Consider the following 15,250-nt stretch of genomic DNA (forward strand, 5'->3'; position numbering starts at 1 on the left):
AAAAAAAGATACTATGAGCAGTGAAAAAGAAGCGAAACTAAAGGCATTAAAGCTGACTTTAGATAAATTAGACAAAGCATACGGAAAAGGAACAGTAATGAAAATGAGTGACGCTGCAATTGTAGATATTGAGGCTATACCTTCTGGTTCGTTAGGTTTGGATATTGCTTTAGGAGTTGGTGGTTACCCAAGAGGACGAGTTATTGAAATATATGGACCAGAATCTTCTGGTAAAACAACTTTAACATTACATGCTATTGCCGAAGCCCAAAAAGCAGGAGGTATTGCAGCATTTATTGATGCAGAACATGCTTTCGATCGTTTTTATGCAGAAAAACTTGGTGTAGATATAGATAATTTAATTATTTCCCAACCAGATAACGGTGAACAAGCTTTAGAAATTACAGATAATTTAATTAGATCTGGTGCTATTGATATTGTAGTAATAGATTCTGTAGCTGCATTGACACCAAAAAGTGAAATTGAAGGTGAAATGGGTGACAGTAAAATGGGACTTCATGCACGTTTAATGTCGCAAGCACTAAGAAAGTTAACCGGTTCTATTAGTAAAACAAATTGTACGGTGATTTTTATTAACCAATTACGTGAAAAAATTGGGGTAATGTTTGGAAATCCAGAAACTACAACTGGTGGTAATGCATTAAAATTTTATGCTTCTGTACGTTTAGATATTAGACGCTCTACTCAAATAAAAAACACAGATGGCGCTGTTCTTGGTAACAAAACAAGAGTTAAAGTGGTTAAAAACAAAGTCGCTCCTCCTTTTAAATTGGCCGAATTCGATATTATGTATGGAGAAGGTATTAGTAAAGTAGGTGAAATTTTAGATGTAGCTGTAGAAAAAGAAATTGTTAAAAAAGCTGGTTCTTGGTTTAGTTATGGAGATACTAAATTAGGGCAAGGTCGAGATGCTGTAAAAGCAATAATAAAAGACAATCCAGAACTTTTTGAGGAACTTGAACAAAAAATAAAACAAGCGATTAAAGAGGATATGGAATCTAAATAATGACCTCTCTAATTTTGCTATAAATTATAAATCCCGATTTTTTTCGGGATTTTTTATTTTTAGACGCAACCTTTTAATCATTTTTGCATCTATAAGGAAATACACGTATTAGAACACAAAATTTAAAAATGAAAAAAACATTAATATTCTTATTATTAATTTCTGTACTTTCTTGCTCTGTCAGTGATGATACTCCTCGTTCTTATACTGAATTTCTACCTATTGAAAGTGTTAGTATGCCTGATGAGTTTATAAAAAATCAAACTTATACTATTTATTTAACATATAACAAACCTACCTCTTGTCATCTTTTTAAAGATATTTATTATGTTGTTAATGCAAATCAAAGTACAGTTGCAATTGTGAGCGACGTATATCCTGCTAGTAGTGATTGCCAAGAAACAATAACAGAAGAAGAAACATCATTTAATTTTAGACCAACAGAATTGGGCTCATATGTTTTTAAGTTTTGGCAAGGTATAAATACTGAAAGTGCTACAAATGAAGACGTTTACTTAACAATTGAAGTACCTGTAACAGAATAAATTATTAACTAACACTTGAATTAAATTTGAGCTTAGACCAACTCATACATAATTGTAAGATTAATGATACCAAAGCACAAAGTGAACTATATAAGCTCTTTTCAAGCAAATTGTTTTCTGTATGCTTGAAGTATTCACGAAACTATGCCGAAGCAGAAGATAATTTGCAAGATGCATTTATAACTATTTTTAAAAAAATAGGACAGTATAAAAATAAAGGTTCTTTTGAAGGCTGGTTAAAACGAGTTACTATAAATACCGCATTGCAGTGTTATAGAACACAAGGTGTTTTTGATATTGTAAACGAAGATTTAATTAAAGATGAAGCTATTATAGTAGAGGATGAAGATGATATTTCGATAGATTACCTATTACAAATAATTCAAGAATTACCAGATCGTTACCGTTTGGTTTTTAACCTTTATGTAATGGATGGTTATTCACATAGAGATATAGCCGAAATGCTTAAAATAACAACAGGTACATCAAAGTCTAATCTCGCAAGAGCTAGACATACTTTAAAAGATAAAATAACTGAATATAAAATGGAATTAAATTCCCAATCATTATAATGATGAGTGATAAAAAACATATAGATAGGCTTTTTCAAGAAAAGTTTAAGGATTTTGAAGCTAAACCAAGTGCTAATGTTTGGACTGGAATTCAAGATAAAATGGAACACCCAAAAGAAAAGAGTAAAACAGTTTTACCTTTTTGGTTGCGTTTTACAGGTATTGCTGCTGCATTAGTTTTGCTATTTACCGTAGGAAACTTAGTTTTTAATAACGAGAACACCGAAAATAGTAATACTATTGTTACAGATGCTAATAACAGCTCCATAAGCGAAAACCCTACTAATTCTTCTAACACTGTTACAACTAAAAACAAAAAGATTTCAGACAATAAAAAAAATAATATTAACAACGAAAACCAATCAATAAATAACACAGTAATTGTTACAAGTGAAAATGATTCAAAAAGTAATAAGAACTCAAAAGAAACAAAAACTAACGTTAATAATTTAAGTTCAAAATCTCCTTATACACAAGGCTATTCAAAAGAAAATAATAAAAATTCTAATACTTATTTAACTAACCAGAATAACAACTCTAATAGTAATAATGTTATTATTAATTTAGGAAAAGAAAATGCTTTAAATACTGCGAACAATTTAAAAAAGCATGAGCAGGCTAGTTCTATAAATACTAGAAATAACAATGCGCTTAACAGTAGTACAATAACCAATAATACAATTTCTAATAGCAATAATTCTGAAAACAAAATTGCTACTACTACTGTTGCTGATACTAAAAAAAATACGAAAGCATTAGATGTTTTAGATAACAGTATTGCAGCACCTAATAAAACTGTTGCAACAACAAATATTGAAAAAGAAAAGGAAGAAGAAGAAAAACTGATAGAACCAGACAGCGCAAACTCGTCTAACACTATCGAAGAGGCTCTTGCCAAGAATGAAGATCTTGATGAGGAAGAAGAAGAAAAAGTAAACAGGTGGTCGGTAAACACAAATGTTGCACCTGTTTACTATAATACTCTTGGCAAAGGTTCTCACATTCACGATCAATTTATTGACAACCCTAAAAATGGAGAGATTAATACTAGTTATGGTATTAATGTAAGTTATGCTTTAAACAACAAATTAAAAATACGTTCTGGAATTAATAAATTAAACTTAAGTTATGATACAGCAAACGTAATTGTATACGAAAATGTAGCTAGTACATCTAGTAGTTCCTCTTTGCGTAATATAAATTTTACACCAACTTCTCAAGCATTAAACACCTCTGTTATAAGCTCTAATAGCATCTCTATTCAACAAGTTAGTTTTATAAACGACATAACAACCTCATCTTTAAGTCAGCGATTAAGTTATCTAGAAGTGCCTTTAGAACTTGAATATGCAGTTGTAAGAAACCGTTTTGGATTAAATTTAATTAGCGGATTTAGTACATTCATTTTAAATGATAACGAGGTTGTAACCGAAGTAGATAATAGAAAAACAAAAATTGGTGAGGCTAATAATATTAATAATGTAAGCTTTAGTGCAAATGTTGGAATAGGTATAGATTACAAGTTTAGTGATGCTATTAAATTAAATTTAGAACCTACTTTCAAGTATCAAATTAATGCTTACAATGAAACCTCAGGTAATTTTAAACCATATATTATTGGAGTTTATACAGGTATTAGTTATAAGTTTTAGGTTATTTTAGTTGGTTAGAGATACTAGTGCCTCATTAGACTGAGAGTCCAATAATTATTTAAAAGCAGTTCTGTTCCAAGAGCAGCTTTTTTTGATTTAAAAATGAATCTGTAAATATTAGAGAATCTCATTTTTTTTCAAATAAAAAAGGTGAACGAGAGTTCACCTTTTTTGCCCCAAATCTACCATGAACTTAACCTACTTATGTTATGGTAAGCTCAAATATAACGAAGTGTTTTTAATAAAAATATTTTTTTAGATAAATGGTAAATATATCTGCTGAATTACACTTGGTCGATACTCTCGAATAAATTGATATTCAACTATATAAAGCGCTACTTCTATAAAATAAACAATAAATCATGAAAAAAGCCGAACGAGAGTTCGACTTTTTTGCCCCAAATCTACCATGAACTTAACCTACTTATGTTATGGTAATATAAATGTATATTAAAGATAGTTAGCTAGGAAATCTTTCAGATTAAAAGCAACTATTTTAGTTAAAGTGAAATAAGCGCTTAATAAGCACGCTCTTTATTGCCTTCGAAAAAGTTAATAAACGCTCTATTAACTACTCGATTTCCTCCTACTGTTGGATAATCTCCTGTAAAATACCAGTCTCCTAAATTTTTAGGACATGCTTTATGAAGATTCTCTACAGACTGGAAAATAATTTCTACTTCTGCACTCACAGACTCGTCACTTAAAAGCTGAGATATTTTTGCTGAAATTTCTTCTGGTGTAAATTGATCGTAAATTTCATTTACAAAGTTCTTTACATCTTTATCTGCTAAGTTTTCTTGTGCTTTACATTTATGGTAAACAGTTTCTACTAAATCGTATTTATTATTATCCTTTAATAGTTCTAAAGCAGCGTTAAAAGCAACCAGTGTTTCTAAATTTGCCATATCAATACCATAGCAATCTGGAAAGCGTATTTGTGGTGCAGAAGAAACAACTACTATTTTTTTAGGATGCAATCTATCCATCATTTTAATAATACTCTTCTTTAACGTTGTACCACGAACAATACTATCGTCTATAATAACAAGATTGTCTGTTGGTTTAATTACACCATATGTAACATCGTAAACATGAGCAACTAAATCATCTCGACTACTATCTTCTGTAATAAATGTTCTTAGTTTTACATCTTTGATGGCTATTTTTTCGATACGAGGTCTTTCTTTTAAAATATCAATAACCTGTTGTTTTGTTAACTTTCCATCACCATTTAATATGGCTTGCGTTTTACGCTCGTTTAGATGCTCTTCAACAGTTTCAATCATTCCAAAGAAAGAAGTTTCAGCTGTATTAGGAATATAAGAAAACACAGAGTTTGCTGTATCGTTTCCAATGGCTTTTAAAACTTCTGGCATTAATAACCTTCCAAGCATTTTTCGTTCTTGGTAAATTTCTGCATCACTACCACGTGAGAAATAAACACGCTCAAAAGAGCAAGCTTTACGCTCTAAAGGCTCTAGAATTTTCGTAATAGCAACTTCGCCAGATTTCTTAGTAATAATGGCGTGACCTGGGTCTAATTCCTTAACATCATCAAACTCAACATTAAATACTGTTTGAATAACTGGACGTTCTGAAGCGACAACAACAACCTCATCATCCTTATAATAATAAGCTGGGCGAATACCAGAAGGATCTCGTAAAACAAAAGAATCTCCATGACCTAACATTCCTGCCATTGCATAACCACCATCCCAGTTTTTTGCGGCTCTTTTAAGTATTTTAGCAACATTTAATCGCTCTGCAATTAATGGTGAGCATTCACTTTTTTTATAACCTTCTTTTTTTAATTTTTTATAAATTTTACTAACAGCATCATCAAGAAAATGTCCTATTTTCTCCATAATGGTAATAGTATCGGTATATTCCTTTGGGTGTTGCCCAAGCTCGACTAAACTACTAAACAGCTCTTTTACATTGGTCATGTTAAAGTTACCTGCAAGTATTAAGTTTCTATGTTGCCAGTTATTTTGACGTAAAAATGGATGCACACTCTCTACACTATTTTTACCAAACGTTCCATAACGTACATGACCTAAAAGCACTTCGCCAATATATGGAATATGTTGTTTTTGAAGCGCTACGCTATCGTTGTATTCTGGGTGCGCTTCTAATTCATTATTAATACGCTCGTTAATTTGCGCAAAAATATCTTGAATTGGCTGTTGCTCAATAGAGCGCACGCGACTTATATAACGTTCTCCTGGTTTAGTATCTAATTTAATACTTGCAAATCCTGCACCATCTTGTCCACGATTGTGCTGTTTTTCCATCAGTAAATACATTTTATTCACTCCGTAAAAAGCACTTCCGTATTTTTCTTTGTAGAATTCTAATGGTTTTAAAAGCCTAATGTGCGCAATTCCGCATTCGTGTTTTAAAGCATCACTCATTGTTGTTGTGTTGTTGAGAGTTGTGTGTTAATTACAAAAATATTGTAAATAATAATGTTTACTAAATTTATATGAAATAAAAAACGCACTCAGTTTTGAGCGCGTTTTAATTTTATTTTAATTCTATTTCGAATTGCGTTAAATCCTTGAATTGCTGTAAGCGCTCGAAGATTTCTTCATCCGTTAAAGTTAGCATACGTTCTGTGCCAAACTTCTCTACGCAAAAGGATGCAAGAGCAGAACCGTATATTACTGCGTTTTTCATATTCTCAAAAGATATGTTTCCTGTTTTAGCAAGATATCCAGAAAAACCACCTGCAAAAGTGTCTCCAGCTCCTGTTGGATCAAAGACTTCTGCTAAAGGTAAAGCTGGCGCGTAAAACATATCGCCTTTATTAAATAGTAAAGCACCATGCTCTCCTTTTTTAATAACTACATATTTTGGTCCCATTTCGTGAATTTTCTTTGCAGCACTCACTAAAGAGTATTCTCCAGATAATTGACGAGCTTCTTCATCGTTTATGGTAATAACATCAACGTTTTTTAATACTACTTTTAAATCATCCATAGCAATATCCATCCAGAAATTCATGGTATCTAAAATAGCCAATTTAGGTTTTTTAGACATTTGATCCAGAACACTTTGTTGTGTTAATGGATGTAAATTTCCAAGCATTACAATATCCGCATCCCTATACGTTTCTGGTACTACAGGTGTAAAATGCTCTAGCACGTTTAGCTCTGTAGCTAAGGTATCTCGAGAATTCATATCGTTATGGTATTTTCCACTCCAAAAGAAAGTTTTACCATCTTTTACAATTTCTATACCTTCAATATCTATTTTCCTATCGGTTAAAAGGTCTAAATATTCTTGCGGAAAATCGCCTCCAACTACAGATACTGCAGCAGAGTCTACATTATCAAAATTTGATGCAGATAAACCAATATAGGTTGCTGCTCCACCAAGAATTTTATCGGTTTTACCAAATGGTGTCTCAATAGCATCAAAAGCTACCGTACCAACTATTACTAATTTGCTCATAAAGCGTTCTTAAAATTAAAGTGCAAATATAGGTTTTTTAGTCGCTGTTTTTACTATTTACTTTCGGAATAAAGTTGAATAAAAATTATTTTTAATCTATTGTAATAGTGTATACAAAGTAGATTTTAAAAATTTTAAAAAAAAATACGACTATTTACTTCCTACCAAAATCTGCAGGTATTTCTCCCCAAGCTTTAGTTTCCCATTTTACAATAGTAGTCTTGTAGTTATTTTCTTTTAACCAAATCACTGCTCTGTCTACTAAATCATAAACAGGTTTATTTTTAGCAGTACGTTGTAATTTAGAATTGCATGTTTTTTTACGAACCCAACTCATAGCTGTTCTAGAATCTGTGTATAAAATGCGATCGCTATCGTGCTTTTTAAGAAAGCTTAAACCATGAACCAATGCTAAAAACTCACCAATATTATTAGTGCCTTGTGCAAATGGACCTTGAATAAAAAGTTGTTTTTTCGATTTCGTATCAACTCCACGGTATTCCATAATACCAGGATTCCCACTAGAAGCAGCATCTACAGCAATAGAATTATAATTGGGTTTACCTATTTTCTTAAGCTGCTCTGCAGACAATTCTGTTTTAAAGTTTTTATTTTTTCCTATAAAATCGAAATAGTTTCCGTTTAAAGCCTCATTGGCAGCATCTTCAGTAGCGAAAGATTTATACTGCGCACCTTCGTAGTTTTTTATTTGTGTTTTACAGTCTTTCCAAGATTTAAAAACGCCTGTTTTATGTCCTTTCCAGACGGTATAATATTTTTTATTTTTACTCATTTTAGTATTATCTAAACTATTCAAAAATAGCAACTGCACGAACAGGTGAACCTGTTCCTCCTTTTATTTTAAGAGGAAAAGCTATAAAGCGAAACCTCCCACGACCAATTAACTGATTTAAATTAATCATATTCTCATAATGTGTAAAATTAAGCGCTCCACAAATATAATGTACTTATTTATTAGATATCCCTGGAACACCTGGAGACATCGTTTCTACTCCAAAAGCTGATATTCCCTTATTTCCTAACCATCTCGCTGCATCTGTTGTAATACCTGGGCCTTTATTCCAAAGGCATTTTTATAATGGTTAGTATATAATAAGACTGTATCTTTTTCTTTAATGGTTATGTTTTGTTTTTTACAAGCGTTAACAATATCATCCACACCTATTAACTCTTGAAAACCTTTATTAGAAAAATCAAGACAGATCCCTTCTGTATAAAACATGCTCAAAGGCATCGTATCTATCGACTGGCCTTTATATTGTTTAGCCATATTCCTGTATGCTCCCCTAATTCAAGTTTATGCACAGCAGGTGTTCTAGTTTTAGAATCCAATTCGTCATTCCATTCTTCATGCGTGTTGTGAACAGACATTTTTACTTCCGGCAAATCCTTATAAACAGGCATGCCTTCATAAATATCCTGACTTAGATCTATAATTTCTGTCATGATAATAGTTTTTCAACCACTTTAGGAAAATATTCCATCTCCAATTCATGAATCTTACTCGCCACATCTTCTGCATCATCCGTAGCTAAAACCTTACATTTTGCTTGAAAAATGACTGCTCCATCATCATAATGCTCATTTACGTAGTGAATTGTTATGCCAGTTTCAATTTCTTTTTTAGCAATTACAGCTTCATGAACATTCATTCCATACATACCTTTTCCTCCAAATTTGGGCAGCAAAGCAGGATGCACATTTATGACTTTATTAGGAAAATGCTTCAGGATGTTCTCTGGGAATTTCCAAAGAAAACCAGCAAGAACTATGAGGTCTGGATTTGCAGATTTCAGTATATTAAGCACATCCTCTGTTTCAATAAATGCTATTTTATTGAATGACAATGCGCTAATTTTCAGTTTGTTACATCGGTCCAAAACTTTGGCACGAGGATTGTTAGTTAATACCTGAATAACAGACGCATTGTCGCTATTTTGAAAAAACCTTATTAAATTTTCAGCATTACTTCCGCTTCCGGACGCAAAAATTACTACACGTTTCATTTTCTAGAATTCAATGTTAAATCTTCAAACAAAAAAAAGAATAATTATTAACAATTAAGGGCTAAAACAGAAATTCCTCGAAATAAATTATTAACTTTCGAAGTCTTTTTTAATAGAAAGATGAGTTTTAAAATAAAGTTTTTTATTTTTGCCTCTTAATTAAAACTAAAAAAAATTAAAATTATGTCAGACATTGCATCAAGAGTAAAAGCGATAATCGTAGACAAATTAGGTGTTGATGAAAACGAAGTTGTAACTGAAGCTAGCTTCACGAACGACCTAGGAGCAGATTCATTAGACACAGTTGAATTAATTATGGAATTCGAAAAAGAATTCGATATCCAGATTCCAGACGATCAAGCAGAAAACATTGCAACAGTTGGTCAAGCTGTATCATACATTGAAGCTGCAAAATAAGCACTAATATTTATGGAACTAAAGCGAGTTGTAGTTACAGGTCTTGGAGCACTTACACCTATTGGGAATACCAAAGATGAATATTGGAACGCCCTCTTAAAAGGTGAAAGTGGTGCCGCACCTATTACGTATTTTGATACTGAAAAGTTTAAAACAAAATTCGCTTGTGAGTTAAAAAACTTTGTCGCCACCGATTTTCTAGATAGAAAAGAGGCGCGAAAAATGGACAGGTTCACGCAGTACGCAATGGTCGCATCTGATGAGGCTATTGCGGACTCGAACCTAAATTTAGACACCATCAACAAATTAAGAGTTGGTGTTATTTGGGGAGCAGGAATTGGAGGCTTGGAAACCTTCCAGAACGAAGTGCTAAACTTTGCCGCTGGAGATGGAACACCAAGGTTTAATCCTTTCTTTATCCCAAAAATGATTGCAGATATTGCACCAGGAAACATATCTATTAAAAATGGATTTATGGGACCTAATTATACAACTGTATCTGCTTGCGCATCATCTGCTAACGCAATGATAGATGCTTTAAATTATATTCGTTTAGGACAATGCGATGTTATTGTTACAGGAGGAAGTGAAGCCGCTGTAACTATTGCTGGAATGGGTGGCTTTAACGCTATGCACGCATTATCAACAAGAAATGAAAGCCCAAAAACAGCCTCAAGGCCTTTTGATGGAACTAGAGATGGTTTTGTTTTAGGTGAAGGTGCAGGAGCAATTATTCTTGAAGAATACGAACATGCAAAAGCAAGAGGAGCAAAAATTTATGCTGAAGTATTAGGTGGAGGAATGTCTAGCGACGCGTACCATATGACAGCTCCACATCCTGAAGGAATAGGTGTTATTGCAGTTATGAAAAACTGTTTAGAAAACGCTGGTTTAAAACCCGAAGATGTAGATCACATTAACACACACGGAACATCGACACCGCTTGGTGATGTTGCCGAACTTAAAGCAATTTCAATGGTTTTTGGCGATCATGCTAAAAACATCAATATTAATTCTACAAAATCAATGACTGGTCACTTATTGGGTGCTGCTGGTGCTATTGAATCTATTGCTTGTATTTTAGCAATGGAACATGGTATTGTGCCTCCAACAATTAATCATAATACTATTGACGAAAGAATTGATCCTAATCTAAACTTAACGCTTAACCATCCACAAAAGCGCGAAATTAAAGTCGCGATGAGTAATACTTTTGGTTTTGGCGGACATAATGCTTGTGTATTATTTAAAAAGTTAGATTAAAACTTTAATGAAAAGAATTCGAAACATATTCTCAAAATCTAAAAAAGAAAAAGGAGAATTCTTTACAACCATTTCAGAAATTATAGGCTACAAGCCAAAAACGATTAAACACTTTAAAACAGCGTTTACACATCGTTCTATGAATATTAAAAACGATAATGGTCATATTATAAATTATGAGCGTTTAGAGTTTTTAGGAGATGCTATGCTAAGTTCTATAATTGCTCATCATCTATATATAGAAGTCCCTAGTGGAGACGAAGGTTATTTAACTAAAATGCGCTCTAAAATAGTAAGTAGAGAGCATTTAAACGAACTAGGACGCGATTTAAAACTTATAAACCTTGTAGAAAGCAAAATTCCGAAAGGGCAATTTGGCGATAATATTCATGGTAATTTATTCGAATCTTTAGTAGGAGCCATTTACTTAGATGGCAACTATAAAGCTTGCGAGAAATTTATTTACAAACGTGTTATTACACCTTTTGTGGATATAGAGCAACTTGAAGGAAAAGTTATTAGCTATAAATCTTTATTAATTGAATGGTGTCAAAAAGAAAAAAAGACTTTCGATTATAATGTTTACGAAGATACTGGTAACGATAATATTCGTCATTTTTCTGTAAAACTATCTATAAACGATAAAATAGTCTCTAAAGGCAGAGCAACTTCAAAAAAGAAAGCAGAAGAAAAAGCATCAAAACGCGCTTTTTTTGTATTTCAAAACCAAATATCGAAGGCTTTTTTATAAGCTTTGACTCCTTTTTCTAATTCAAAATAAATTAAAAGCAAACTACAACGTTTTCGTGTTACCTTCTTGTTAAGATTAAGTAAAACAAGGCACTTCAAACCATTTTAAATACTATATTTACAATTCTGTCAAAGAAAAGTTGGTATTAACATGGCAATTAAAAAACTCGTTTTAGATGATTTTTTAGAAGAAGAAAACTTCTCGCTTATTGGTATTCATTGTACTATTGAAGATTATCGCTTAGCTTACTTACTTAATAAAGCTTTAGAATTAAAGCTCGTAAGGCAAGACAACGATCTAGATAACAACAACAATAAAACGGCTTTTTCTATTTTCGAATGGGAAGACGACACACAATTTAAAACTTGGAATTTAGTATCTAATACCTGTAAAGTAGTTACAAGCCAAACAGATAATAATTTAGATTCTCTATTTAGTTTTAATCCAGCAGTAACAAAAACGCATCATTTGGTGCCAGAATTTAGCAAGGCTAATTACCTGTTAAAAATTGATAATGAGTTACATTCTAAAAAAGAAAAACTCATTTTAGAAAAAATACTAAAAATAGATCAAGTTATTACCGCTTACAGTATAGCTCCTGAAAGTTTAAAATCTAAAGATCAACTAATATTCAACTAATGTTAAGAAAAAAAACCAAAATAGTAGCAACCTTAGGTCCTGCAACAAGTACAAAAAAAGTTTTAAAAGGCATGTTAGACGAAGGTGCTAATGTTTTTAGAATTAATTTTTCGCATGCAGATTACGACGATGTAAAAGAACGCGTACAAATGATACGTGAACTTAATGATGAATTTGGTTACAACGCTTCTATTTTAGCAGATTTACAAGGCCCTAAATTACGTGTTGGAGTAATGAAAGGTGAAGTATATGTGCAACCAGGAGACGAGATTATTTTCGCAACTGGAGAGCGTTTTGAAGGCACAAAAGAACGTGTTTACATGACCTACGATAAGTTTCCTCAAGACGCTAAAGCAGGAGAACGTATTCTTTTAGACGATGGTAAACTAATTTTCGAAGTTATCTCTTCAGATAAAGTATCAGAAGTAAAAGCTAGAGTTATACAAGGTGGACCATTACGTTCTAAAAAAGGTGTAAACCTTCCTAATACAAATATTTCTCAGCCAGCTTTAACAGAAAAAGATATTAAAGACGCAAAATTCGCATGCGAATTAAAAGTCGATTGGCTAGCATTATCTTTCGTGCGTCATGCCGAAGATTTAATGATATTACAAGAGCTTATAAAAGAGCATAGTGATCATAAAATTCCAATTATTGCTAAAATTGAAAAACCAGAAGGTGTTGCAAACATCGATAAAATTGTTGCCTATTGCGATGGATTAATGGTAGCTCGTGGCGATTTAGGAGTAGAAATTCCAGCAGAAGAAGTACCATTAGTACAAAAGCAATTAGTATTACGCGCTAAACGTGCTAGAATACCAGTAATTATTGCTACACAAATGATGGAAACAATGATCGATAGCTTAACGCCAACACGTGCAGAAGTTAACGATGTCGCAAACTCAATAATGGATGGAGCAGATGCAGTAATGTTATCTGGTGAAACTAGCGTTGGTAAATATCCTGTGCAAGTAATCAAGCAAATGGCAGACATTATTCGTAGTGTTGAGGACAGTGATTTAATTAAAGTCCCACACGAGCCACCAACAATTAGAACAAAGCGTTACATAACAAAATCCATATGTTATCATGCGGCACAAATGGCAAACGAGATCGATGCAAAAGGAATCTCTACACTAACAAATAGTGGTTATACAGCATTTCAAATTTCGGCTTGGAGACCAAAATCTAATATATTAGTATTCACATCTAACAAACGTATTTTAACACAACTTAATCTGCTTTGGGGAGTTAAAGCTTTCTTTTACGATAAGTTTGTAAGCACAGACGAAACTATAGAAGACGTAAATAAAATGGCTCAAGAAATGGGTTATTTAGAAAAAGGAGACATGCTAGTAAGTTTAGCAGCCATGCCAATTCAAGAAAAAGGAATGGTGAATACTTTACGTATTACAGAAATATAAAATCATTTGGGCGTTACCTAAAGGTCGCGCTTTCCACTATATCTTTTGCAAAAAAAGCAAAAGGATGCCGCTACAATCACTAACGCGGACTAAGGATAGTAAACATAAATTAGAACCAGTTACAGAAATGTAGCTGGTTTTTTGTTTGTATTAATAATAAAAAAAACATGAATTTAATTCAATTGTGTTTTAGGAAAAATATAATCCAAAGGCTTAAATTGCATTCCATAAAAACCATAATTATCTTTAATAATAGACTTAAAATGTGGTATCGAATAACTCCAAATATGCTTAATAGGAGTTTCAGATTTTATAGAATCTAACTGTTCTTTTGTTAAATTATTTAAAATAGAATTATACCTCTTTAATGCCTTTTTCTGTCTCACAGAATTATACGTTGATCTAATTGCAATTTGTAATTCTAAAAAATGATAATAATCAGATTCTAAATCATAGAAAGAAAATATGTTATTATTATTTTCAATATCTTTATTAAGCAATAAAGGAAGTTCAACTTTATTGATTTCTTTTCCGTTAAAATAAAATCTATTCCTTACTAAAGATATTATGTTTGGATAGTGATTTATTTTACCGTAAAACTGATAATCTTGATAATCTTTTACTATCGGAATAGTATCATCAAAACTTGTTATAGTGTTAAAATAATTCCAATTTTCTAGATGAGATATTCTAGTACCAAAAAGAGACTCTTTAAAACTAAAAGCTAACGAATCTCTAGTTTGTAATTTTGAATCATTTACAAACAAAACATTATATTCATTAACACTCGCCATAGTTAAAAATATTTTCTCTAGCGCTTTCATCTTAGAACTCTTGTCGATATATAAAAAGTGCTTTTGTCTATTATTATATCCTTCAGACTCTTCTTTTCTATCTATTACAAATTCTTTAAGACTATTAATATCAACGTATTTATCATTTAACTGTAATGAGAGATTTCTATTATCATACCTTTTCCCGTATCTAATAGAAGTTGATGGTCTTATTTTGGGATAATTTATAAGTTTTTCATCATTGATTTTAGGAAGATTTATTTCAATTTTCGAAAAATTAAGACCCATTTGATTACTCATTGTTCCATTATCTCTATAATATTTTAGTCTATTATTAACCTTCAATGTATCATCAATAATACTTGTGTTTATTGTATCATTTTCAATAATAAGTATTTGCCTATTTGGGTGTAAAGCATATTTAAGTGTTGGATTGAAATCGTATCTTTCTATTTCTAGAGAATCTTGAGTATATATTAATCTAATAGGTGTATCTATAAACGAAGTAATTGTTGATTCATCAAGAATCCAAATCCCAGTATAGTTTTCATTTCTATTACATGAAAAAATTAAAGCGAAAACGAAAAGAATAAGTGTTTTTTTCATCTTTATTGGTTTTGATGTAATGCGTAATAAATATAACGAAAACTTCAATTATGGCAAAAAAAAGAGAAAGATTC

17 protein-coding genes are annotated in these 15,250 nt (G+C 31.9%); 9 read left to right on the forward strand and 8 right to left on the reverse strand.

Annotation, left to right across the window (positions count from 1 at the left end):
* Positions 1 to 13 precede the first annotated feature (13 nt).
* The 4 genes from recA (at position 14) to CW733_RS12405 (ending at position 3,796) form a co-directional block, all read left to right on the forward strand.
* Positions 14 to 1,027 (forward strand): recombinase RecA, encoded by a 1,014-nt coding sequence (gene recA, locus CW733_RS12390; RefSeq protein WP_100997474.1) that lies wholly within the window; start codon positions 14 to 16, stop codon positions 1,025 to 1,027.
* Between the two features lie 128 nt (positions 1,028 to 1,155).
* Positions 1,156 to 1,572 carry a hypothetical protein gene (locus tag CW733_RS12395; protein WP_100997475.1) on the forward strand — a complete coding sequence of 139 codons (417 nt, stop codon included), beginning with the start codon at positions 1,156 to 1,158 and terminating at the stop codon, positions 1,570 to 1,572.
* Between the two features lie 26 nt (positions 1,573 to 1,598).
* Positions 1,599 to 2,144 carry an RNA polymerase sigma factor gene (locus CW733_RS12400; RefSeq protein WP_100997476.1) on the forward strand — a complete coding sequence of 182 codons (546 nt, stop codon included), beginning with the start codon at positions 1,599 to 1,601 and terminating at the stop codon, positions 2,142 to 2,144.
* Positions 2,145 to 2,146: 2 nt separating this feature from the next.
* Positions 2,147 to 3,796, forward strand: coding sequence for a hypothetical protein (locus CW733_RS12405; RefSeq protein WP_100997477.1), 1,650 nt, complete (start codon positions 2,147 to 2,149; stop codon positions 3,794 to 3,796).
* Positions 3,797 to 4,314: 518 nt separating this feature from the next.
* Here the strand turns inward: CW733_RS12405 and CW733_RS12410 are convergent.
* The 7 genes from CW733_RS12410 to CW733_RS12430 form a co-directional block, all read right to left on the reverse strand.
* Positions 4,315 to 6,213 (reverse strand): hypothetical protein, encoded by a 1,899-nt coding sequence (locus CW733_RS12410; RefSeq protein ID WP_100997478.1) that lies wholly within the window; start codon positions 6,211 to 6,213, stop codon positions 4,315 to 4,317.
* A 112-nt stretch (positions 6,214 to 6,325) separates the two neighbouring features.
* Complete coding sequence (locus CW733_RS12415; protein ID WP_100997479.1) at positions 6,326 to 7,255, reverse strand: PfkB family carbohydrate kinase; 930 nt, start codon at positions 7,253 to 7,255, stop codon at positions 6,326 to 6,328.
* Positions 7,256 to 7,409: 154 nt separating this feature from the next.
* The gene (locus CW733_RS12420) at positions 7,410 to 8,048 is read right to left on the reverse strand and encodes a viroplasmin family protein (RefSeq protein ID WP_100997480.1); all 639 of its coding nucleotides are present in this window, start codon (positions 8,046 to 8,048) and stop codon (positions 7,410 to 7,412) included.
* Positions 8,049 to 8,223: 175 nt separating this feature from the next.
* Positions 8,224 to 8,322, reverse strand: coding sequence for a cyclase family protein (locus CW733_RS16725; RefSeq protein WP_255411497.1), 99 nt, complete (start codon positions 8,320 to 8,322; stop codon positions 8,224 to 8,226).
* Entirely contained in the window at positions 8,295 to 8,546 is a 252-nt protein-coding gene (locus CW733_RS16730; protein WP_255411461.1) for a cyclase family protein, read from the reverse strand. Before CW733_RS16730 ends, CW733_RS16725 begins: the two co-directional genes overlap by 28 nt.
* Positions 8,516 to 8,722, reverse strand: coding sequence for a hypothetical protein (locus CW733_RS16665; protein WP_232730365.1), 207 nt, complete (start codon positions 8,720 to 8,722; stop codon positions 8,516 to 8,518). Before CW733_RS16665 ends, CW733_RS16730 begins: the two co-directional genes overlap by 31 nt.
* Positions 8,719 to 9,282 (reverse strand): phosphoribosylglycinamide formyltransferase, encoded by a 564-nt coding sequence (locus CW733_RS12430; protein WP_100997481.1) that lies wholly within the window; start codon positions 9,280 to 9,282, stop codon positions 8,719 to 8,721. Before CW733_RS12430 ends, CW733_RS16665 begins: the two co-directional genes overlap by 4 nt.
* Positions 9,283 to 9,465: 183 nt before the next feature.
* Between CW733_RS12430 and CW733_RS12435 the strand changes: the two genes are divergently transcribed.
* From CW733_RS12435 to pyk, 5 genes are all read left to right on the forward strand, one after another.
* Complete coding sequence (locus CW733_RS12435) at positions 9,466 to 9,699, forward strand: acyl carrier protein (RefSeq protein ID WP_013869581.1); 234 nt, start codon at positions 9,466 to 9,468, stop codon at positions 9,697 to 9,699.
* A gap of 12 nt (positions 9,700 to 9,711) precedes the next feature.
* Positions 9,712 to 10,962, forward strand: coding sequence for a beta-ketoacyl-ACP synthase II (fabF, locus tag CW733_RS12440; protein ID WP_100997482.1), 1,251 nt, complete (start codon positions 9,712 to 9,714; stop codon positions 10,960 to 10,962).
* A gap of 7 nt (positions 10,963 to 10,969) precedes the next feature.
* Positions 10,970 to 11,713, forward strand: coding sequence for a ribonuclease III (rnc, locus tag CW733_RS12445; RefSeq protein ID WP_100997483.1), 744 nt, complete (start codon positions 10,970 to 10,972; stop codon positions 11,711 to 11,713).
* A gap of 150 nt (positions 11,714 to 11,863) precedes the next feature.
* Positions 11,864 to 12,352, forward strand: coding sequence for an IPExxxVDY family protein (locus CW733_RS12450; protein ID WP_100997484.1), 489 nt, complete (start codon positions 11,864 to 11,866; stop codon positions 12,350 to 12,352).
* A complete protein-coding gene (gene pyk / locus CW733_RS12455; protein ID WP_100997485.1) occupies positions 12,352 to 13,776 on the forward strand; it encodes a pyruvate kinase in 1,425 nt (474 codons plus the stop codon). Before CW733_RS12450 ends, pyk begins: the two co-directional genes overlap by 1 nt.
* Before the next feature lie 173 nt (positions 13,777 to 13,949).
* Here the strand turns inward: pyk and CW733_RS12460 are convergent, their stop codons facing one another.
* Positions 13,950 to 15,176: a hypothetical protein gene (locus CW733_RS12460; protein WP_100997486.1), complete on the reverse strand. Its 1,227-nt coding sequence runs from the start codon at positions 15,174 to 15,176 to the stop codon at positions 13,950 to 13,952.
* Between the last annotated feature and the right edge of the window lie 74 nt (positions 15,177 to 15,250).

Origin of the sequence: Lacinutrix sp. Bg11-31 (genome assembly GCF_002831665.1) — a bacterium.
Taxonomy (GTDB): Bacteria; Bacteroidota; Bacteroidia; order Flavobacteriales; family Flavobacteriaceae; genus Lacinutrix.